General features: G+C 38.0%; 23 protein-coding genes, 1 pseudogene and 1 riboswitch. Of the genes and pseudogenes, 18 read left to right on the top strand and 6 right to left on the bottom strand.

Going from position 1 to position 19,931, the window contains the following annotated elements; all coding sequences use genetic code 11:
* On the top strand, positions 1–143 hold a 143-nt coding region (locus BUB56_RS14245), incomplete at its 5' end, for an IS3 family transposase (RefSeq protein ID WP_190014367.1).
* Between the two features lie 345 nt (positions 144–488).
* On the opposite strand, the gene BUB56_RS14240 is transcribed toward BUB56_RS14245, so the two are convergent.
* Positions 489–1,364, bottom strand: a complete 876-nt coding sequence (locus tag BUB56_RS14240) for a diguanylate cyclase domain-containing protein (protein ID WP_110941972.1) — start codon at positions 1,362–1,364, stop codon at positions 489–491.
* Positions 1,361–1,711 carry a hypothetical protein gene (locus BUB56_RS14235; RefSeq protein ID WP_110941971.1) on the bottom strand — a complete coding sequence of 117 codons (351 nt, stop codon included), beginning with the start codon at positions 1,709–1,711 and terminating at the stop codon, positions 1,361–1,363. The genes BUB56_RS14240 and BUB56_RS14235 overlap by 4 nt, the downstream gene beginning before the upstream one ends.
* Before the next feature lie 175 nt (positions 1,712–1,886).
* Here BUB56_RS14235 and BUB56_RS14230 point away from each other — a divergent pair, with 175 nt between their 5' ends.
* From BUB56_RS14230 to BUB56_RS14215, 4 genes are all read left to right on the top strand, one after another.
* Entirely contained in the window at positions 1,887–2,648 is a 762-nt protein-coding gene (locus BUB56_RS14230) for a transposase (RefSeq protein WP_110941970.1), read from the top strand.
* Between the two features lie 177 nt (positions 2,649–2,825).
* Positions 2,826–2,921: riboswitch (guanidine-I (ykkC/yxkD leader) on the top strand.
* 85 nt (positions 2,922–3,006) lie between these two features.
* A complete protein-coding gene (locus BUB56_RS14225; RefSeq protein ID WP_110941969.1) occupies positions 3,007–3,435 on the top strand; it encodes an EamA family transporter in 429 nt (142 codons plus the stop codon).
* Between the two features lie 90 nt (positions 3,436–3,525).
* Positions 3,526–4,233, top strand: coding sequence for a B3/B4 domain-containing protein (locus BUB56_RS14220; protein WP_110941968.1), 708 nt, complete (start codon positions 3,526–3,528; stop codon positions 4,231–4,233).
* An 18-nt stretch (positions 4,234–4,251) separates the two neighbouring features.
* Complete coding sequence (locus BUB56_RS14215; RefSeq protein ID WP_110941967.1) at positions 4,252–4,941, top strand: radical SAM protein; 690 nt, start codon at positions 4,252–4,254, stop codon at positions 4,939–4,941.
* 753 nt (positions 4,942–5,694) lie between these two features.
* On the opposite strand, the gene BUB56_RS14210 is transcribed toward BUB56_RS14215, so the two are convergent.
* Complete coding sequence (locus BUB56_RS14210; protein ID WP_110941966.1) at positions 5,695–6,063, bottom strand: helix-turn-helix domain-containing protein; 369 nt, start codon at positions 6,061–6,063, stop codon at positions 5,695–5,697.
* 163 nt (positions 6,064–6,226) lie between these two features.
* On the opposite strand from BUB56_RS14210, the gene BUB56_RS14205 reads away from it, so the two are divergent.
* The 7 genes from BUB56_RS14205 (at position 6,227) to BUB56_RS14175 (ending at position 12,365) form a co-directional block, all read left to right on the top strand.
* Complete coding sequence (locus BUB56_RS14205) at positions 6,227–6,424, top strand: helix-turn-helix transcriptional regulator (RefSeq protein ID WP_110941965.1); 198 nt, start codon at positions 6,227–6,229, stop codon at positions 6,422–6,424.
* Between the two features lie 25 nt (positions 6,425–6,449).
* Positions 6,450–6,650, top strand: a complete 201-nt coding sequence (locus tag BUB56_RS14200; protein ID WP_110941964.1) for a Spo0E family sporulation regulatory protein-aspartic acid phosphatase — start codon at positions 6,450–6,452, stop codon at positions 6,648–6,650.
* Between the two features lie 262 nt (positions 6,651–6,912).
* Positions 6,913–8,727, top strand: coding sequence for an ATP-dependent zinc metalloprotease FtsH (gene ftsH, locus BUB56_RS14195; RefSeq protein ID WP_110941963.1), 1,815 nt, complete (start codon positions 6,913–6,915; stop codon positions 8,725–8,727).
* An 84-nt stretch (positions 8,728–8,811) separates the two neighbouring features.
* A complete protein-coding gene (locus BUB56_RS14190) occupies positions 8,812–10,275 on the top strand; it encodes a HAMP domain-containing sensor histidine kinase (protein WP_110941962.1) in 1,464 nt (487 codons plus the stop codon).
* Complete coding sequence (locus BUB56_RS14185; RefSeq protein ID WP_110941961.1) at positions 10,272–10,961, top strand: response regulator transcription factor; 690 nt, start codon at positions 10,272–10,274, stop codon at positions 10,959–10,961. Before BUB56_RS14190 ends, BUB56_RS14185 begins: the two co-directional genes overlap by 4 nt.
* Positions 10,962–11,002: 41 nt before the next feature.
* On the top strand, positions 11,003–11,332 hold the full coding sequence (locus tag BUB56_RS14180) for a hypothetical protein (protein ID WP_110941960.1): 330 nt from the start codon (positions 11,003–11,005) through the stop codon (positions 11,330–11,332).
* Positions 11,333–11,519: 187 nt separating this feature from the next.
* The gene (locus tag BUB56_RS14175; protein ID WP_110941959.1) at positions 11,520–12,365 is read left to right on the top strand and encodes a DegV family protein; all 846 of its coding nucleotides are present in this window, start codon (positions 11,520–11,522) and stop codon (positions 12,363–12,365) included.
* 190 nt (positions 12,366–12,555) lie between these two features.
* On the opposite strand, the gene BUB56_RS14170 is transcribed toward BUB56_RS14175, so the two are convergent.
* Complete coding sequence (locus BUB56_RS14170) at positions 12,556–12,894, bottom strand: histidine kinase N-terminal 7TM domain-containing protein (RefSeq protein ID WP_278319498.1); 339 nt, start codon at positions 12,892–12,894, stop codon at positions 12,556–12,558.
* Between the two features lie 238 nt (positions 12,895–13,132).
* On the opposite strand from BUB56_RS14170, the gene BUB56_RS14165 reads away from it, so the two are divergent.
* The 3 genes from BUB56_RS14165 to BUB56_RS14155 all read left to right on the top strand — a co-directional run bounded on the left by BUB56_RS14165 (position 13,133) and on the right by BUB56_RS14155 (position 15,551).
* On the top strand, positions 13,133–13,546 hold the full coding sequence (locus BUB56_RS14165; RefSeq protein WP_110941957.1) for a hypothetical protein: 414 nt from the start codon (positions 13,133–13,135) through the stop codon (positions 13,544–13,546).
* 499 nt (positions 13,547–14,045) lie between these two features.
* Positions 14,046–14,534 carry a Cys-tRNA(Pro) deacylase gene (gene ybaK, locus BUB56_RS14160; protein ID WP_334292839.1) on the top strand — a complete coding sequence of 163 codons (489 nt, stop codon included), beginning with the start codon at positions 14,046–14,048 and terminating at the stop codon, positions 14,532–14,534.
* A 141-nt stretch (positions 14,535–14,675) separates the two neighbouring features.
* Entirely contained in the window at positions 14,676–15,551 is an 876-nt protein-coding gene (locus BUB56_RS14155) for a helix-turn-helix domain-containing protein (protein ID WP_110941955.1), read from the top strand.
* A gap of 168 nt (positions 15,552–15,719) precedes the next feature.
* Here the strand turns inward: BUB56_RS14155 and BUB56_RS14150 are convergent, their stop codons facing one another.
* Entirely contained in the window at positions 15,720–16,262 is a 543-nt protein-coding gene (locus tag BUB56_RS14150; protein ID WP_110941954.1) for a hypothetical protein, read from the bottom strand.
* Positions 16,263–16,722: 460 nt separating this feature from the next.
* Entirely contained in the window at positions 16,723–17,571 is an 849-nt protein-coding gene (locus BUB56_RS14145) for an undecaprenyl-diphosphate phosphatase (RefSeq protein WP_110941953.1), read from the bottom strand.
* A gap of 558 nt (positions 17,572–18,129) precedes the next feature.
* Here BUB56_RS14145 and BUB56_RS14140 point away from each other — a divergent pair.
* The 3 genes and pseudogenes from BUB56_RS14140 to BUB56_RS14130 all read left to right on the top strand — a co-directional run bounded on the left by BUB56_RS14140 (position 18,130) and on the right by BUB56_RS14130 (position 19,930).
* Positions 18,130–18,402: pseudogene (locus BUB56_RS14140) on the top strand (TfoX/Sxy family protein).
* Positions 18,386–19,015 (top strand): GyrI-like domain-containing protein, encoded by a 630-nt coding sequence (locus tag BUB56_RS14135; RefSeq protein WP_110941952.1) that lies wholly within the window; start codon positions 18,386–18,388, stop codon positions 19,013–19,015. The pseudogene BUB56_RS14140 and the gene BUB56_RS14135 overlap by 17 nt, the downstream one beginning before the upstream one ends.
* A 531-nt stretch (positions 19,016–19,546) precedes the next feature.
* Positions 19,547–19,930 carry an ArsR/SmtB family transcription factor gene (locus tag BUB56_RS14130; protein ID WP_110941951.1) on the top strand — a complete coding sequence of 128 codons (384 nt, stop codon included), beginning with the start codon at positions 19,547–19,549 and terminating at the stop codon, positions 19,928–19,930.
* Position 19,931: the final 1 nt, after the last annotated feature.

The raw sequence follows: 19,931 nt of genomic DNA, 5'->3' as shown, positions 1-19,931 counted from the left end.
AAACCCGTGAAGAAGCTAAAATAGCCATTATTAATTATATAGAAACCTGGTATAACTGTAAAAGAAGTCATAGCAGCTTAGATTATATGTCACCTATGGAATATGAACTGCATCATAGTCAAGGCAAGGATTTAGCAGCCTAAAAGATGGTTTAAAGAAATAGTTATATAAGCAATATCTCATTACAAGCACTAAATGGTAAATTTATCTATTTTAAGGAATGAATTACATAATACAATCTATTATAATACCTAAATTTGTAGGATAAATAAGATATTCTAAGAAAACAAAAGCAAAGAACCTTTATTCGTGTCCAGCTAGGTTATACCACTCCAAGGTTGCTATCATTTGTAAAAAAACACATGAAAAAGGATTATTGAAACTCACTATTTGATACAATATACATCACATGCCCAATAGGTGTAATTTAGCCATAAATCACGTTGCAGCTTAGGAATTCTAATAAATAGGCAAAGAACTCTATAGCATCATATAATGCATTCTTCTGTATTATATACTGAAACTTTATCCGCCACCACATAGTCGCATTTTTCGTACTTTGCTCTTGATGAGGCTAAACTGGCAAGGTTAACAAGGTTTTTAACCATTTCAGAAGTAGTATGATTACGGCTGTTCAACCTTCTACCCCCTGATATGCCTGCTGCGATGGTTATATCAATTTGATTTGTAAAAGTATGATTAAAGACAGTGTGAATAATTTTTTCAGTAAGCAAAACAGCGTCATCGAGTAAATATGGAGTTAGAATTAAAAACTCATCTCCCGCATAGCGACATAAATAGGTATCCTTTGGAATGATTTGCAGAAGCAAAGCAGAGATCTCTTGTAATAGTTTATCACCTATGATATGCCCATACTTTTTATCGATAATACCAAAATTATTCAGGTCTATAAAAATAAAAGATACTTCTTTGTTTTTGCGGATTAACTCCTCTGCATAATAGTAGATGTAACTGCTTTTAAATAGACCGGTTAAGGGATCAACATGCTTTCCTAATGCTATATCTATTTGAGGCTCTGTCAATACTCCCACAATGTCGCTGTCCTTCATTACAATCAAAACTTCACATTTTGCAATACTAAATCTATTTTTTGCAGACCATAAAAAATCATTTGGAGAGATTATTTCATAACGATTAGACATTACATCGGCAGCAATTCTATTTGGATGAGCAAATAACAAATCTTTCAAAGTAATAACACCTAGCAACTTGCTATTTTCCATGACTAAAAAGCAAGACAGATTGCCATTGTTTTTTCCAATATTCTTAATCTTTAAAACACCATCCTCTGGATGCACATTTATAAAGTTCTCAAGAGATATCTCAAACACTTTATCTTTCATAGGTCTATAGATTTGCTAATCTGAAGCGTGATATTAATTTGAGCCTTAATAATCATCGTATCGTTAGCAATTGCTCCTCCTTCTTCTAAAATCAATGGTATCAATTTATCTTGCGAGAGCATAGTTAATAGCGGTTTTCTAATAACAATAGCCTCTATACTTTCATGCATAATTTTTATAATTTCGTATTGATCCGGAGACAGAATATCTACCATCCTACGAGCTGCTTCAGGGCCAATGGGAGCCTTCTTGCCAATTAGCAATACATCTTGCATTGGAGGCATTTCAAACTCAGACATTTTTATTGTAACTTCTGCTTTTTTTCCATATTCAACTTTCTTATGCATTGATAAATCACCTCCTCTTAACAGACATTTTATCATATTATTCACAATAGTGTCTATTTAGATTGGTGAAATTTGTGGAAAATAGTAGGAAAATGGAAGTGACAAGCGTGACAAGGGGACGGGGGTATTGACACTAACTATCTATATGGTATAATTTACCATGGGGGTGATTTTCATGCCAAGAGCGGCAAGGATAAAAAGTAAAAGTGGAATATATCATATCATTATGAGGGGAATAAATCGTCAAACACTGTTTGACGATGAAGAAGATTGTACCAAGTTTATCCAAACCTTGCAAAGATACAGGGAAATTTGTGAATACAAGTTATATGCTTATTGTTTAATGGGTAATCATCTCCATTTACTGCTAATGGAAGGTAAGGAACCATTAGAGAAAGTGATGAGAAGAATATGTGGTAGCTATGTTTTATGGTATAACAAAAAGTATGATAGGATAGGGTACTTGTTTCAGGATCGGTTTAAAAGCGAGCCTGTGGAGGATGATACATATTTTCTGACGGTACTTCGATATATCTTTCAGAATCCTCTAAAGGCTGGAGTAGTTACTAAAATTCATGACTATAATTGGACGAATTACATTGACTACGTTGAACAAAGTAATATGACTGATATAGACTTTGCCCTTGATATTTTTAATACAGATAGAGAAAAAGCAGTAAGATGTTTTATTGAATATGTAAGCAAAGAGAACGATGATGAATGCCTAGATATACTGGAAAAACATAAGATAACAGATGATGATGGCAGAAAAATAATCAAGGATCATTGCAATGTTCACCATGGGATTGATTTACAAAAGTTTGACGCACATAAAAGAAATTTATATTTAAAAGATTTGAAGGAAGAATATGGCCTATCAATTAGACAAATTGAGAGACTGACAGGAATTAGCAGGGGTATCATACAGAGAGTATAGCGTGACATCAACCCCGTCCCCTTGTCACCTACAGAGAGTATAGCGTGACATCAACCCCGTCCCCTTGTCACCCGTCCCCGTCCCCTTGTCACCAGAAATATTAAGTTGATTTGAACCTACTACTATGCTAAAATGGATACGTAAGTTGCAACTTATAAATTACAAAAAAGTTTATATAGTTTAGTTTTCTAGGGTTCCGCAGTTTATAACTGGCTGGTCCGAGAGAAGACGCACAGATAACTGTGTACACGGAAGGATAAAAGCCTGGGAGATATTGTGAAAATATTTCCTTGGGTTTTTTTATTTTTATTCATTTTATGGTGATCTTGTGAAATTAGTAAAGTTGGGAGTGATATTTGTGAATTCACAGTATTTGCCAATTGTGTTGGTAGTTTTATCAAGTTTGTGTTATCATATATTTCAAAAATCAACGCCAGCAACGTTAAATCCTATTGCTACATTAATTGTTACTTATGTTTGTGCCTCAGTTGTATCTATTACATCTTTCTTTATTTTTGTTCCTAAAGCAAACTTAATCGAATCACTTAGAGCTGCAAATTGGGCAAGTCTTCTATTAGGATTTGCTGTGGTAGGTTTAGAATTGGGCTTTTTGTTGTCATATAGAATGGGTTGGAATATAAGTACAGCTGGGCTTTTATCAAATACTTTGGTAGCACTTTTGCTTATTCCTATAGGACTTTTGCTTTATAAAGAAAACTTTTCTTTTACCGGTATTTCAGGTGTACTACTATGTATAACCGGCTTAATACTTATTACCCAAAGGTAATGGGTATAAAGTTATTTAAAATATCCTGAATTATACAAAATGCTCTGTGTTATAAATATGAATAATCAAATTATACGAGGAGGAGTAATAATGAAAAATTTCGTAGTTGAAGATGATTTTTGGAGCCTGTTTCCAAATGCAAGGATAGGAGTTGTTATCTGTCATGATATAGATAACTCTATAAACGATAAAGAACAATATAAAGAACTAATTTTAAATGCAGAAAAAGAAGCTTTCAAATATTTGCAGGAAATAGAATTTAGCAATAACGAAGTGATAAAAGTATGGAGAGAAGCATTCCAAAAATTTAAAACCAAGAAAGGTGCAAGGTCATCCGTCGAGGCTTTACTAAAACGAGTTCATAATGGAAATCACATAGGTACTATTAATCCGCTAGTTGATATTTATAATTCTATTTCCTTAAAATATGCATTGCCTTGCGGTGGTGAGGATATTGATACATTTGTTGGAGATATAAGATTGACTAAGGCAGTTGGAAATGAAAATTTTGTTACATTAGGAACGGATGAAAATGCACCACCCTATGAAGGTGAAATAGTATATAAAGATAATGAAGGAGCAATTTGCAGGTGTTGGAATTGGAGAGAATCAATAAGAACAATGCTCACTGAAAATACAAAAAATGCATTTTTGTGCATTGAATTAGTTGATGAAAGAAGATTGAAAGAGTTTGAGAATGCTTTAAAAGATCTAGCAAAAACAGTACAGGATAATCTAGGTGGAACATACAAGATATCAATTCTTGATATTAATAACAAACAAGTATCAATAAAGTAATTTGAGGAGGATAAGGTGATGAGCGGTTTCACTTATAAAGATATTTATATTGAAGATGGAAGAAGGGTACTGGAAGTTAATATACTTCCGGAAAAGTATTGTAACTTTGACTGCATACTTTGTCCTATTGGAAGGTCGCAAAACAAAGTAGATACCCAAAAGTCATTTGATAAAATAGATAGTTCATTGACTGAATTAGAAAACATGATAGAAAATACAAAAGCAGAATTAATCTTTATTAACTCAAAAGGAGAAGCCTTTGTAAATGATAAAATTGGTGATATTATTGACCATATCAAAATCAAAGGCTTACCTGTAAGACTGCTTTCTAATGGATATTTACTAGGTAGAGATGAATATATGAAAATTGCTAATAAATGCGATGAGGTTGTTGGAGAGATAAAAGTAATCACAGAAGAAGATTTTCAAAAAGTCCAAAGACCAATTGAAGGGTATAGGTTATCAGAATATATTTCAAACATGGTTTCCTTTAATAAACAATACAAAGGGAAATTTATATTTGAAATTACTGTCATTAAAGGCTATAACGATGATGAAGAATCAATTCAGAAGATAAAAAATATTATTAAGGAAATATCTCCTGACAAGGTAATTATTGCAAGACTGGAAGAAGAAAGATTTAAGAAAAAACTTGGTATAACTGACGAAAGATTTGAGGAAATTTCAAATGCATTACTAAATATTTAGCAATGCTAATACCTAATATTCTTATATTAGATCATATTCGTACAATGATGCGACGTAAGGCGGGTCGCATGTTATGTGCCCCCCCTACGAAAAACATTTTAGAAAAATGTAGGGGTAGCAGACCCTGCTGTCCGCTTTATGTCTTGTCGTCCTGAACATAGTGAAGGATCTTAAACGGAAATCCCCAGACCCATTCGCTGTGTTCAGGGTGACATCACTATATACTGGTAGATGTAGGGATGCACAGCGTGCACCCGCCAGTAGTATTTATTGGGAGAACGGTGTTTTATCTTACAAAGGATCTATTTGCTGATAGCTATTAGTCTGCAGAGAATCGTCGTAGGGGTGAATGACCCTGTCCACCCGGGCTGAAAACCCAATGGCGGGCATGGAAACCCGCCACTACATAGTACAGAACACGAATCATGCGTTTTATCCGTAGGGGCGCACAGTGTGCGCCCGCTAACAGCATTTCACGGGAGAACACTGTTCTTCCCTACAAAAATCCTTGTTTATGTCACATACTTCTTTTAATACAAAGCAAGGGAAGCTCTCATGGGTTTAAAATGCAACATTATCTGTAGTTCTTTAATAAAGAAGAATATAAATATGCAACTATCAATTTATTGACCTGAAAATGCAGAATTAACAATTTCTATTAATTGCCTTGCATAATGTTACACTTTTGTATTGCAGAAAACAAATAGTTGACCCATAGAGTGCAAGATAAAAAATAGAACATCCTGCGATGTGCTATTTTTTATTTTCATTATTTCCATTTTGATCATACTTCTGCTTGATAAACGCGATGTATTCATCTATTTGCCGAACCGCTTCCTCCGGCAATCCGGATTTGTCCAGAAGGTAGTAATGACTTGGATCTTTTATTAAAATCCCGTTATCCGTATATGGGTTTTTAATATCGGATCTTCCAAGGAGGTAATCGACTGTAACATTGAAAAAATCAGCTAATCTTTCTAGCATAGCAGAATCTGGCGTTCTTTTCCCCAACTCATATTGAGAAATCGTTGATTTGGCAAGATTGAATTTCATGCCCAATTCCTCTTGACTAAGATTGAGTGTCTTTCTAAGATTGCGAAGTCTATTTTGAAAATCAGCCATATAAGCACCTCCTTATGAATATTATAATACACAATTTGTGAACTTTATCAAAACACATAAAAAGTAGTCAAAATGACTAAAAAATATTGACTAGTAGTCTTATTGTGATATTATATAACCATGGAGTATTCATTATGACTACTTTGAGGCGGAGGTGATAAATTTGTACAAGAATTTAAGAGAACTAAGATTAAAGAAAGGAATAACGCAAGAAGAAATGGCCTTAAAACTTGGCTACAAATACACCAGCGGCTACAATCAGCTTGAAATGGGGAAAAGGAAAATTGACATAGAAGCGGCAAAAAAAATATCAATGATACTGGAAGAGCCTGTAGAGGTGATTTTTTTTGATAAGAAATAACCAATAAGACTAAAGGGGGGATTTCATGCTTGAAAATACACTGGAAAAGAATCATGAGTTGGTAAGCTTAAGAGAGACTATAGAAGAAACAAGAGCACAACTAAACAAAATGGTCGCCATAGAACAAAACCATTTTAATGAAGATATCTTAAGCTTGAGCAGAACCTTAGATCATATGATTTATAGGTACATGGCTTTGGAGATACGTTTAAAACCCAAAGTCTGATTATACTGCCGTACAGCATAATTAGGCTTGAGAGCGTATTGAGAGATTTTATTGATCAATTCGGTGATCCCGTAGGCCCTGGACAGTAAGGTAAACCTTATTGTACAGGGCTGTTTATTAGGATTTTAAATGAATCCAATGCTTGAAGGCGCTTCAATAAAAGTTTATAAATATTTAAGATTTTGTTTATATGAGGTTTAGGATTATATTTTATAATTAAAAGAAGGATAAGTACTACCATAATGAAGGGGGAGATACAGAAATGAAAGAACAAAAGAATCCTAGAAAGCCGATTATCTATTACTATATCGCAGCAATGGTTATGGTGATGCTCCTAAATGCTTTTGTTTTTCCCTTGTTGATAAGACAAAAAATAAATCAGGTGGACTATGGTACCTTTTTAACACAAATAGAAAATGGCAAGGTAAGAGTTGTAGAAATAGAAGAAAATCAAATAGGATTTATCACTGTTGATGATGAAGGGAAAGAAAACATATATGTAACCGGGCGCTTGGATGATCCGGAGCTGGTAAGCCGCCTGCACAAGGCCAATATTAAATTTTCCAAGGTGATTCCAAAGCAGAATTCACCTCTTATGAATTTTATTATGACTTGGGTTTTCCCCATCATACTATTTATTGGGCTCGGACAGATCTTTGCAAATTCTCTTCAAAAGAGAATGGGCGGCAATGCCATGACCTTTGGGAAGAGCAATGCCAAGGTCTATGTGGAAGCACAAACGGGAAAGACCTTTGCCGATGTTGCAGGGCAGGATGAAGCAAAGGAAGCCTTAACAGAAATCGTAGATTTTCTGCATAATCCAGGAAAGTACAAAGATATCGGTGCCAGTATGCCAAAGGGTGTTTTATTGGTGGGCCCTCCCGGTACAGGCAAGACACTTCTGGCTAAAGCGGTAGCAGGAGAATCGAAGGTGCCTTTCTTTTCCATATCGGGCTCTGAATTTGTTGAGATGTTTGTAGGTATGGGGGCAGCCAGGGTGAGAGACCTTTTTAAACAAGCCCAGCAAAAGGCTCCATGTATTGTGTTCATCGATGAGATTGATACTATAGGTAAGAAAAGAGATAATGGCGGTATTGGAGGAAATGATGAAAGAGAGCAGACTTTAAATCAGCTGCTGACAGAAATGGATGGATTCAACGGGGAAAAGGGAGTTGTGATCCTTGCCGCTACCAATAGACCGGAGACTCTGGATAAGGCATTGCTGCGTCCCGGTAGATTTGACCGCCGGGTACCTGTGGAGCTGCCTGATTTGGCCGGACGAGAAGCCATTTTACAGGTTCATGCCAAGAAAGTAAAGATTGACAAAGATGTTGACTTCAATGAAATCGCCAGAGCAAGCTCAGGGGCATCAGGGGCGGAGCTGGCCAATATCATCAATGAAGGAGCCCTTCGAGCCATTCGATGCGGTCGTACGAAAGTTACCCAAAGTGATTTGGAGGAGGCAGTAGAGGTTGTAGTTGCCGGGTATCAGCGTAAGGGAGCTGTTATTTCACCAAAGGAAAAGCAGATCATTGCATACCATGAAATCGGACATGCAATTGTAGCGGCTAAACAAACGGAATCTGCACCGGTACACAAAATCACGATTATTCCTCGTACATCCGGTGCTTTAGGCTACACCATGCAAATATCCGAGGGAGAGAATGTCCTCATGACTAAAGAGGAGGCATTCAACAAAATCGCCACCTATACCGGCGGCCGTGCTGCAGAAGAACTGATTTTCGGCACTTATACCTCCGGCGCCGCCAATGATATTGAGCAGGCAACAAAAATCGCACGAATGATGGTAACCCGTTTAGGAATGAGCAAAAACTTCGATATGATGGCATTGGAAACCGTGTCCAATCAATATCTGGGAGGGGATGCTTCCTTAATATGCTCTCCTGAAACTGCATCTAAGATTGACGAGGAAGTGTTGAGTATCATCAAAAAAGCCCATGAGAAGGCTATCAACATCCTTAAGGACAACATGGAAAAGCTCCACGAGCTTTCCAGATACCTCATTGAAAGAGAGACGATTACGGGAGATGAGTTTATGGCGGTATTGACCAGATAAAGCTGAGGGTAAGAATATATTCTCCCTAATGGAACAATCATAGATTGTAGGAGAAAAGGAGCAATTGGAAATGAGGTACCAAGAATGAGGATAAAGAAACGGCTAGGATTGTCTTATGCTGCCATGCTGATGATTCCTATTGTTCTGACGATCATTGCGGGAATGCTGCTGAGCAGTCTATCCCTTTCTGAGGGCGGCTACCAAATGTTAAAAAATAAAAATCCCATAGAAGAGCTGCTTAATCTCAGCCAGCGAACGCTGTGGATCGTCAACCGCCAAATACTGGATCATCCCGATCGGTTTGCAGAGGCAAGCTATATTGAAGAAATCCAGGAGGAAATTGGGTTTAAGAACGCAGGGCTGATCGTCAGAAAAGGGGATGAGATTTTACACGTACCCGGCTTCCTGGAAAATGATAAAGAACGGATACAGCTGATGCCCTTTAAAAGTATAAATAACAATGAGATAAACCCGTCAAACGAAAAGAATGATGTTATTTTCGTAAGACTGCAGGATTTTTATTTCAGTGATAAAAGTGAAGGCAGCGTATATCTGGCATTTGATACGGCACCAATTAAGACGGAATATATCAGACTGCGGTCTATATTTATAATATTGGCTATCCTAAGTATCATCATTGCAAACGGTATACTGACCCTGCTAGTATATCGGAGTATAATGAAGCCATTAAAGGAATTGGAACATGCTTCCAATGCAATCAAGGAAGGCAATTTTGACTATAGGATAAAAAATGTATTCAATGACGAATTCGGAGACGTTATTTCATCCTTTGAAGGAATGCGGGAACAATTAAAAAAATCTTTGCTGGTACAGCACCAATATGAAGAAAACCGGAAGATACTCCTTACCCATATATCCCATGATCTAAAGACACCTATTACCTCTATCAAAGGATATATAGAGGGGATCAAGGATGGTGTAGCGGATACACCGGAAAAGATGACAAGGTATATCGATACTATTTATCGGAAGGCTAAGGATATGAACGAATTAATCGATGATCTATTTTTTTATTCCAAACTGGATCTACAAAAGTACAGCTTTGATTTTAAGGCCTTTGATATCGTCCATTATATAAGGGACATGGGAGAGGAGCTACAGTTTGATCTGCAGAAAAAGGGTGTAGAACTGGAGTTGGATTATCCTAATAAGGAGCTCATCGTCACTGGAGATGGAAACAATCTAAGAAGAGTGGTCATGAACATCATAGACAACTCTATAAAATATGCAGGACATAATCAAGTCCGCATTTTCATTAGCATTAAAGAGATGGCGGATCAGGTGCTTCTGGAATTTAGAGATAATGGAAAAGGTATCTCAAAGGAAGCACAGCCCTACGTTTTTGATGAATTCTATCGGGCAGATCCATCTAGAAATATGAATACCTATGGTAGTGGACTTGGCCTGGCTATTATTAAGAAAATCATAGAGGAGCATGGGGGAAAGGTTTGGATAGAAAGTGAGACTAACCAGGGCACAAGTATCTTCTTTACGTTAGGAAAAGCAGCAAAGGAGGAGGTTCTATGAAGAAAATACTCATCATAGAAGATGATATCAGCATTGCAGAGCTGCAAAAAGACTATCTGGAAATCAATCAATTCAAGGTAGACATAGAAACTACAGGGGATGATGGACTAAGAAAGGCCTTAGAGGATCACTATGATCTGGTAATCCTAGATCTTATGCTGCCCGGGAAGGATGGCTTTGAGATTTGCAAGCAGATCCGGCTGAAAAAAGATATCCCTATACTAATGGTATCTGCCAAAAAAGAAGATATTGATAAAATCCGAGGTCTGGGCTTGGGTGCTGATGATTATGTGACCAAACCCTTTAGTCCAAGTGAGCTGGTAGCAAGGGTGAAGGCACATATCTCAAGATTTGAAAGATTGACTTCCGGAGATGATAGTAAAAAGGAGCAAATTGTCATAGGCAGTTTGCACATTGATAAAGCCTCAAGAAGGGTTTTTATAGATCAGGAAGAAAAGCTGTTGACTACAAAGGAGTTCGACCTGCTATGTCTGTTGGCCCAAAATCCCGAGAGGGTATTTAGTAAAGATGAAATATTTGAAAAGATATGGGGATGGGACTCCACCGGGGATATCGCAACAGTAGTAGTGCATATCCGGAAGATTCGGGAGAAAATTGAGCGGGACCCCTCCAATCCGAGATATATTGAAACTCTTTGGGGTTCTGGATATCGATTCAAGGGGTAATAAAAGGGTTAAAAAATGTCATGAAGTCAGGGGGAATGAGGATGAATGCATTTTTTCAATTGATGTGGATGGTTGTATTGTGGATGATGGTTCAACATATCTTAAAAAAGGTTGGACTGCTGCGGACCAATACACCAAAGGATAATGGGCATAGACCTGATAAAACAGAAGAAAAGAGAAACTTGGCAGAAGAGATACGCACCCATAGGGAAAGCATCGTAGATATGGTTGAAGTGGAATGCTGCAAAGTGTATATGCCGGAAGATCAGGCATACCTGATCATTGATGGTCCCGGGAAAACCCATTACTTTTGCAGCTGGGAGTGCAGGGAGAAATATTTGCTGGAGAATAGTCAGCTAAAAGCATCCTAGGTTATCTAGATAGTGACTGAGAAGACTAATGAATATTCGGAATGACGAGGGCGTCGATCCCTACATTTCTGTTAAGGTTTACGTAGGGAACGGCCCCTGTGCCGTTCCACTGGATGTTAAATTTCTTAATCACACATCTATACTAGGGACGGAATAGTAAAAAAAATGATAGTTAAAGGAGAGCAATATGAATAATGTGAAACTATTTACCGATAGTACCTGTGATCTGTCTAGAGAAATGCTTGCAGAACATGATATCTCCGTAGTGCCCTTATATATTATCTTTAACGGGCTAAGCTACAAGGACAGTATAGATATGGATACCTCAGAACTGTACAGCAAGGTGGAGGAGTTGGGCGTGCTTCCTAAGACCGCAGCCCCAACGCCTGCCGATTTCTATGAGGCATTCAAACCTTTTATCGATGAGGGAAAGGATATCCTTTATATTGGATTATCCTCTCAGCTGTCCTCAACTATACAAAACGCTTTGCTGGCAGCCCAGGAGTTTCCGGAGGGAAGGGTAAATGTGATCGATTCGTTGAATTTGTCTACCGGGGTAGGAATACTGGTGATGAAAGCAGCAGACATGATAAGAGAAGGTCTGGCAGCAGGAGAAATAGCGGAGTCTATGAGAGAAATGGTTCCAAAGGTCACTACTTATTTTACCATTGACACCTTTGAGTACCTTTACAAAGGGGGAAGGTGTTCCGCCATACAGGGGCTTGTGGGCAGCATGCTTCAGATCAAGCCAATTACAAAGCTTGTAGACGGAAAGATCACTGTATACGATAAACAGCGAGGGCGAAAAAAGGTAATATCCTCCCTGCTGCAGCAGGTCCAACGTGATGTTGAAAGAATAGATACCAGCAGATTATTTGTGGTAAACTCCTTTGCAGAAGAGGATGCAGTGCATATAAAACAAGAAATACATAACAGATTTAATGTAGGAAATGTTGAAGTAACAAATGCCGGTTGTGTAATATCAAGCCACTGCGGTAAGAAAGCTTTGGGAATAAGCTATATTATCGAGTAGCGCAGCAGGCACATATAATGTAGATAACTACAAGTATTAAAGTTTAAAGTGAAGCATGAACATGAAAGATCTAGATACTAAAGTAAAAGGGATAAGTTCACTTATCCCTTTTCTGATGCAAAGCAGGCTCTATTTCTGCCGCTATTTTTTGCTATATACAGAGAATGATCTGCCTCTTTCATTAGCTCTTCTAAGGTTTTTTCCCACCCTCCTGCATGCTTTCAAATAGCCGATCTCTGGCTATGGCCGAAACATCAAGCAGACCAAAATACAGAATACCGAAGGCGAAAATAGAACCGTTTAATGCAATGATCATTGAGCCTAAATCCAGGTCCCAAGGAACTAATCCGATAGCATAGGTGGAATAGCCAGCAACCGCTCCTATGGAGCCTATAACCATGGACAATGCTTGTCTTCTATATATGGCAGAAACTCTGGTGTAATGGACTATATACAATGATGTGCTGAGGATTAAAGAATCCAGCAGCCATGCAGAATTAGCCACATATAAAATACCTTTTCCTATCAATTGCTGCGAATTGCCACCGAGGATTTGGTAGAGGGAGAGACTCTGCAAGGCTAGGCAGTGCTATTAAGCATTCCTTTTTGCAAATATACAAGATATGTCAGGATTTTGATAAAAGAATAAGAATTTTGAATAAAATTCCTTGTAGAATATGTTGTTTTAGTGGAAGTTAAGCATATTTGAACGAATCAGAAATATAATTCACCTAGATAACTTTTTTACAAAAATGGAGGATTTAGATGTGGCATGTAGAAATAGGATAATAAATAAAATACAGAACAACAAGGGGATGATTCTGGATATGAAGTCCAAGGATAAGTATAAGGTATTGATTGTAGCATATAAGAATATTGACGAAGCTACCCAAAAGAAAATCGAAAAATATGCCTTAAGAAGTATCACGTCAGTAGATCAACTGGAGCATGATAAAAATTTTTACTCCAATTCTACAAAAGCCTTTAGCATGAACGATAGAATTTCTATCTACATTGACTGGATTACGGAAGAAGCTGCAGAAAAAATCCAAGAGGGCTATACCATTGCCATTTTGGAGCTGCCGATCGAAAAAAGCGAAGGAAAGGTAGTGGGAACCGTAAAGGCATTGGATATTGTATTTGGAGACGATGTACAGATTCTAACAGAAAGAAGCGTCTAGACATAAACACCCAGGTTTGGGTGTTTTTCTATTATATAGAATTTCTTTAACCAAAAACAATCTCCTGCCGCATTATATGAAGCATTTACTGACCTTAGCTTTGCTTAACACATTGACAGTATATACAATGTGGAATAAACTGGATATAAAAGACAAATTAAGAAGAATTTCAATCACACTTTATTCGACCTATGTATTTTCATAGAATCTCTAGTTAAATAATCTATGGTTGAGAGATGTTTGAATTTTAGGGGGAGATATTATGATGGCAAAGCAATTATATACCTGACTACTATGTTTAATTTGGCAAGAGAAACCTTGTTTATTAAAACAGGTACTGATAAGAACTATGTTTTAACATTTTCTAATCCTGATATGAAGAAAAGAATTCTTGACAGCATATTGAAGTTGAACAATGAAATCGTTGTTATACGAGAATCTTAGTTTAAGGAACATTTAGGGATACAAGCAGAAAACGAGACAAGTACAAAAGCGGGGGATGACATTGGCAAACTTGAAGACAAATGCTATGCGGATTCTTGATAAGGCGGGAATTCCGTATAAAACATATGGTTATGATCATAAGGATGGGCTGGTAGATGGTATTTCCGTCGCTTCTAAAATTGGTCAGCCTGTTGAAAAGGTTTATAAAACTTTGGTTACCCAGGGAACCAGTAAAGAATACTATGTTTTCATTATTCCTGTTGACAGCGAACTTGATCTAAAGGCGGCAGCAAAAGCAGTAGGTGAGAAGGCTGTTGTGATGATAAAGGTTGCGGATATCAATAAGATTACAGGATATATACGGGGAGGATGTTCACCCATCGGTATGAAAAAAGAGTATAAAACTGTATTAGACAGCTCCTGCAGCACGTTAGATGCTATGATTGTCAGTGCAGGAAAAATAGGATATCAGATTGAACTGAAACCTCAAGATTTGGCAGGGCTCCTTGACTGTAAGCTAGAGAATGTTATTATACAAAAGTAGAAGCAGTAAAAGATATGAATTAAATGCTTTTAATACTGGACAAGGAAGTCAATCCCTTGTCTTTCTTATGGAAACTGTGCAATTGAAATCAAAAAAGCTACTGCTCCTTTAGATATACTGTTATTGAAGGTGGTGATCGGATTGGAATGGAAGGTATGCGTGCAAAAAATGATTGATTACATTGAGAAGCATCTGAAAGAGGATATCCTGCTGGAGGATGTGGCAGCCCAGGTGGGATACTCTAAGTTTTATTGTTCCAAGGCTTTTCATATTGAAGCAGGGATGAGTATGAAGGAATTTATCCGTCTGCGCAGAATATCGGCAGCAGCACTACAGCTGAGGGACACCAGAAGACGTATTCTCGATATCGCCCTGGATTTCGGCTATAACTCTCAGGAGGCTTTTACCAGAGCCTTCACCGACGCATTTGACATTACGCCGGGGGCATATAGGAAACGCAAGAATCCAATCCCGCTGTTTTTAGAGTGCAATATCAACCACCAGCATATCAAAAAAGGAGATGATTGTTCAATGCAGGAGGAAATGATGAAGGATGTGAAAATTACATTCCTTGCAAAGCCTGAACGAAAAATGCTGGTTATGCACAGAGAAGGTGCCAATGATTATCATGAACTCTGTGAGACCGAAGGTGCTGAAAAAATGTGGGGCACACTGGTAAGCATGCAGGGGACCCTAGGCGGCGTGATCTGCGGATGGCTAAATGAAAATGGAGAAACCAGATATGTCTGGGGCGTAGAAGTGCCTCTGGACTATAATGGACCGATTCCTGAAGGGCTGGAAACGGTGATTGCATCTGCCTGTGATTATGTAAAGTTCTGTCATCCTCCCTATAAAGAGGAGATGCATGAGGCAGTGACGGAAGCGGTCTGGAATGTCAGCGAGCTATGGAATCCGAAAGACCATGGATGGGAATGGTATGACGAAGTAAATCCTGTTTATGAGGACGATACAGAAGCAGAGGGATACATGGTACTGAAGCCAGTCAAAAAACTGTAGGAAAAGGGAAAGCCAAACATATACCTCCGGTTTAGTGAAAGAACTTTGTCGTTAGTCCGGTAATAAATGCTTTAGATACTGTTTGATAAAAGGGTTGAGAAGGAATTCAAATGCGGTTCCTTTATCAGCCCTTTTTTAGGTGGTATTGTAGGCCGCTATGGAGCATTACTACCGCACGGCCTGTACACACCAATAGTTATTCTCTCTGCCTATGGTTAAGATATCATAACTGGGGTCAGAATCTCCTGCAGAGGTGGCCCAGTAATATTTGATCGTAAGCTCATAGGTATTGCTGTTTATCTTTTTGATATGGGTGATTTCATATTTTTGTACCCATGGACTGGAACCACCGATGATCCAGAAATTCTCATCTGCTTTTCCCCATTTACGCTCAATGACTTGCTTTAGATTGGGGCAGGCTACCGCATATTGATAGACACCATTTCTCGTTTCACGGCTTTTCGCCCATAGCTGAGCTGCCTGCATGGGACTGATGGCGCCAAATTCATCCAAGGCCTGTTTGAAGAAATCAACCTGTGCTTTCAGCTGCTGCATAGACACCGGTTCACCACCGGAAGTAGTATCATCTATGCCATCAGTGAATATGTTGTTTCGTATAAAGCTGCCGAGATTCAATGCTTTGGTTGGAATAGATGCAAAAACAAACAGGATTGCTAAAGCCAGAAGTGTATATCTAACATAATTCCTCATTCCACTACGCTCCTTTAATATCAAATAATATCTGCATATTACTAGAATTCCCTGCTCCGCATTTCCCTATGAAAGGAACATACTGCTAGTTAGGATAAAAAACATGTCGACTTGTCGAAAAAAATCGAATGATTGAAAAATGATAGTAATCGAATGTAAGGAATTAAATATGATCAGGATGCTTATATACAATGGGTTAAGGAAAATAAAGGAGTCGGGGTGAGATATGAGAAAGCTATACTGTTTATGTCTATGATTAGGTGTATTACTTGCTTTATCAGGTTGTTTCAGTAAGCCGTCGAATACCGTGCTGCCGGATGATTCAAAATCAACTGGCCTTGGTGGGTGCTATGCTTTGATTTATTAAAATAACTCGTGGAAAAAGCCGTGGGTGCTTGGAAAACATCAAACCCTACGGCTTTTTATGTACCCCTTTATATTTGGATAGGTATCGGCTGCATTAGTGAAATATGCCTAAAGCTCCCGACAGTAGGACGATCACGGCAAACAGCATGCGATAGACTGCAAAGATCCGCATGGGTCTCTTTTTAAGATAGGAGATAAATTTTCCAATAACTATGAGCGCCACCACAAATGAAACGAAAAAGCCTACCACCAGTGAAATCAATTCTAAGGAAGTTAAAGCGGTGAATCCACCAAATTTAATGATCTTTAAAAAGCTCATGCCAAACATGACTGGGATGGCTAAAAAGAAGGAGAATTCAGCAGCAGCAACGGTAGAAAGTCCGGAAACCCATCCCCCGATAATGGTAGAGGCCGAGCGGGACATCCCGGGGATGATGGCTAAGCATTGGAATAATCCAATGGTCCATGCTTGTTTGCTGGAGATGATTAGTCCTTTTCTATGGGCATTTTTATTTCTGAATCTGTTTTCTGCATAGATCATCAATATTCCGCCGAAGAACAGGGTAATCGCTACAGAGATTGGATTAAACAGGTACTGCTCTGCAATATCATCCAAAAGCAGCTGGCCTATGGCTCCTGGGATACAGGCAATAAAAATCATAAACCAAAACCGGAACCCTGATTTTTCATACCCCACCTGTTTGGGGAAGAAATGTATCAGGGTATCCCATATCTTCTTCCAGTAGAGGATTACTACTGCCAGTATGGCACCCAACTGTATGACATAGGTATACATTTCAACATAATTTGGATTTGTTCCTTGAAAGTCTAACAGACTTCCCGCAATAATCATATGGCCTGTTGAGGATACGGGCAAGAACTCTGTCAAGCCTTCTACGATGCCAAGTATTATAGATTTAAAAATGAATAATATAGATTCCATAGGATCTCCTTTTCCTTAACAATTTTATATTCCGGCACAACCACTCCATACTAGGTATTATAGCGGAAGAATAAGATAAAGCATATACTTTGACTGGAATTTTCCAAAACTGCTGGGTCAATGTCTAGTCTTCAGTTTTAAATAGCTTTATGTACTGCCGGTGTTTTTAGTATAATCAAATAAGCTTAAAGATCGCTTAAAGAATTCTTAAATATTTCTTAATAATGTTGTTGCTTGCTGACCGGCAAGTCATATAGATCCGTGATTAAGAAATCTAACATTCAGCGGAACGGCACAGAGTCCGTTCCCTACGTAAACCTTAATAGAAAGGTAGGGATCGACGCCTCGTCGTTCCGAACATAAATTAGGAATCTCAATCACATATCTATAATCATCAGGTACATGAAGAAAATTTTATGAAACAAAATAAAAGCTGACATATAGATGTCATATTTATCTTGTAATATATTCTTAGTAATACAATTCCTTTTTCTAAATAATACAGGTTAAGGCATCTTTCAAAATATATGGTGGATCTCTGAGAGGAGTGAAAAACAAATGAGAGAATTGGAAAAGTCCCCAAACATCGGGAAGGTATCGGCAGAAATGCTGGAGCGGGTAGGCATAGCCAACATAGAGGAATTGAGGGAAGCAGGGAGCAGAGAAGCCTTCGAGCGTCTAAGATTTATAGATCCTACCACTTGAGTCAATACCCTGTATGCCCTGGAGGGTGCGATTCAAAATGTTCGGTGGCACTATTTAGACAGTGGGACAAAGGAGTCCTTAAAGAATTTTTATAGTGAGGTGTCTATAGATGGAAAAAAAGGTTGATTATAAGAAGGATTATAAGGAATTGTATCTTCCGCCCCAGAAACCTATGGTTGTTCAGGTGCCGGAGATGAAATTCTTCATGATCGACGGAAAAGGAGATCCCAATGGTGAGGCCTTTGGAGAAGAGATACAGGCATTATATTCTCTTTCTTATGGGATAAAGATGGCGCCCAAAGGAGGCATGACCCCGGAAGGATATTTTGAGTATACGGTCTTTCCACTGGAAGGAGTATGGGATTTGGAGGATGATGCCAAGGATTTTACTATCTTGGATAAAAACAAATTAGTTTATACGATCATGATACGGCAGCCGGAGTTTGTAACGGATCAGCTTGCTGCCGAAATCCTGGAAAAAACGAGAAGAAAGAAGCCAAATCCGGCTTTAGACAGAGTTCGTTTCGGCTGCATAGAGGAAGGCTTATGTATTCAGATGATGCACATGGGGAGCTATGATGATGAGCCTGCAAGCTTTGCCAGGATGGAATCATTTTGCTTAGAAAATGGTTTTAAGAGAATAGAACATACCCATCGGGAGATTTATCTGTCAGATCCTAGAAAAACGGAAGCACATAAGCTGAAAACGGTGCTGAGATTTAAAGCAGAGAAGATATAATATAGACTTCATAGGTTGCAAGGGGCCCTTTTATTTAATAAAAAAATTCCAAATGTAGGGGGTACATTTGGAATCAAAAATAAGGGGGGTATGTGTTATCTATGATTTCTTAGAAATTTTATTATTATTGGTATTGGATGTTTTCTGCTGATAAAGATGGGATTGCAAATAACTGTTAAGCTTTGTTATGGTTAAGATGTTCGTAGTACCTAATTTCATAAAATCACCTTCTCTGAAAGAAATTGATTTGATTATGATTATCAATTGATTTTTCTTATTAATTATATACCACCCTTTAGAGGTTTTAAACAGTGGGGAAAAAAATAAGATGAACTGATAAGATTTATTGAAAGAAATAGCTCTAGCAGCTATTTTTTGATTCGAAATAACTTGTCCAGAAACCATCCGCTGCTTATGTTATAAGAAATTATCATAATTTTATGCCAATAGATTCATTATATCCTTGACAAATAGAAAAAAGAGGAATAGTATTTTAATTAAGCAATCGCTTAACTGGATTGGGGGTGAATAATGGACCGGATTGTTCAGTTATTGAAGGCGCTAGGGGATGAAACGAGGTTAAAAATACTCATTATTCTCTCGAGAAGAAGAATTTGCGCCAAAGGAATTGCCAAGCATTTAGGTATTTCAGAGGCAGCTGTATCACAGCATATAAAAATTCTCAAAGATGCAGGAATTATTGTTGGCGAAAAGGTGGGATATTTTGTTCAATACGATTTGCAGGAATCTAGTCTGGTTGAAACAGCACAGTTCATAGAACAGATAAAAAACAGCCATATGCAGGGCAGTTGTCCCTTAGACACGCATATACCGAAAGAATGTGCCGAATCCTGCAGCGTAACGAAAAACAAATGCTGCAAAAAAATAAGGGTTTTAGAGAAGAAAGGGGAATAGA

Origin of the sequence: Geosporobacter subterraneus DSM 17957 (genome assembly GCF_900142145.1) — a bacterium.
In the GTDB taxonomy this organism is placed as follows: Bacteria; Bacillota; Clostridia; order Peptostreptococcales; family Thermotaleaceae; genus Geosporobacter; species Geosporobacter subterraneus.
Note: the sequence above shows the minus strand (reverse complement) of the source record. Positions and strands in the feature narration are given on the sequence as shown.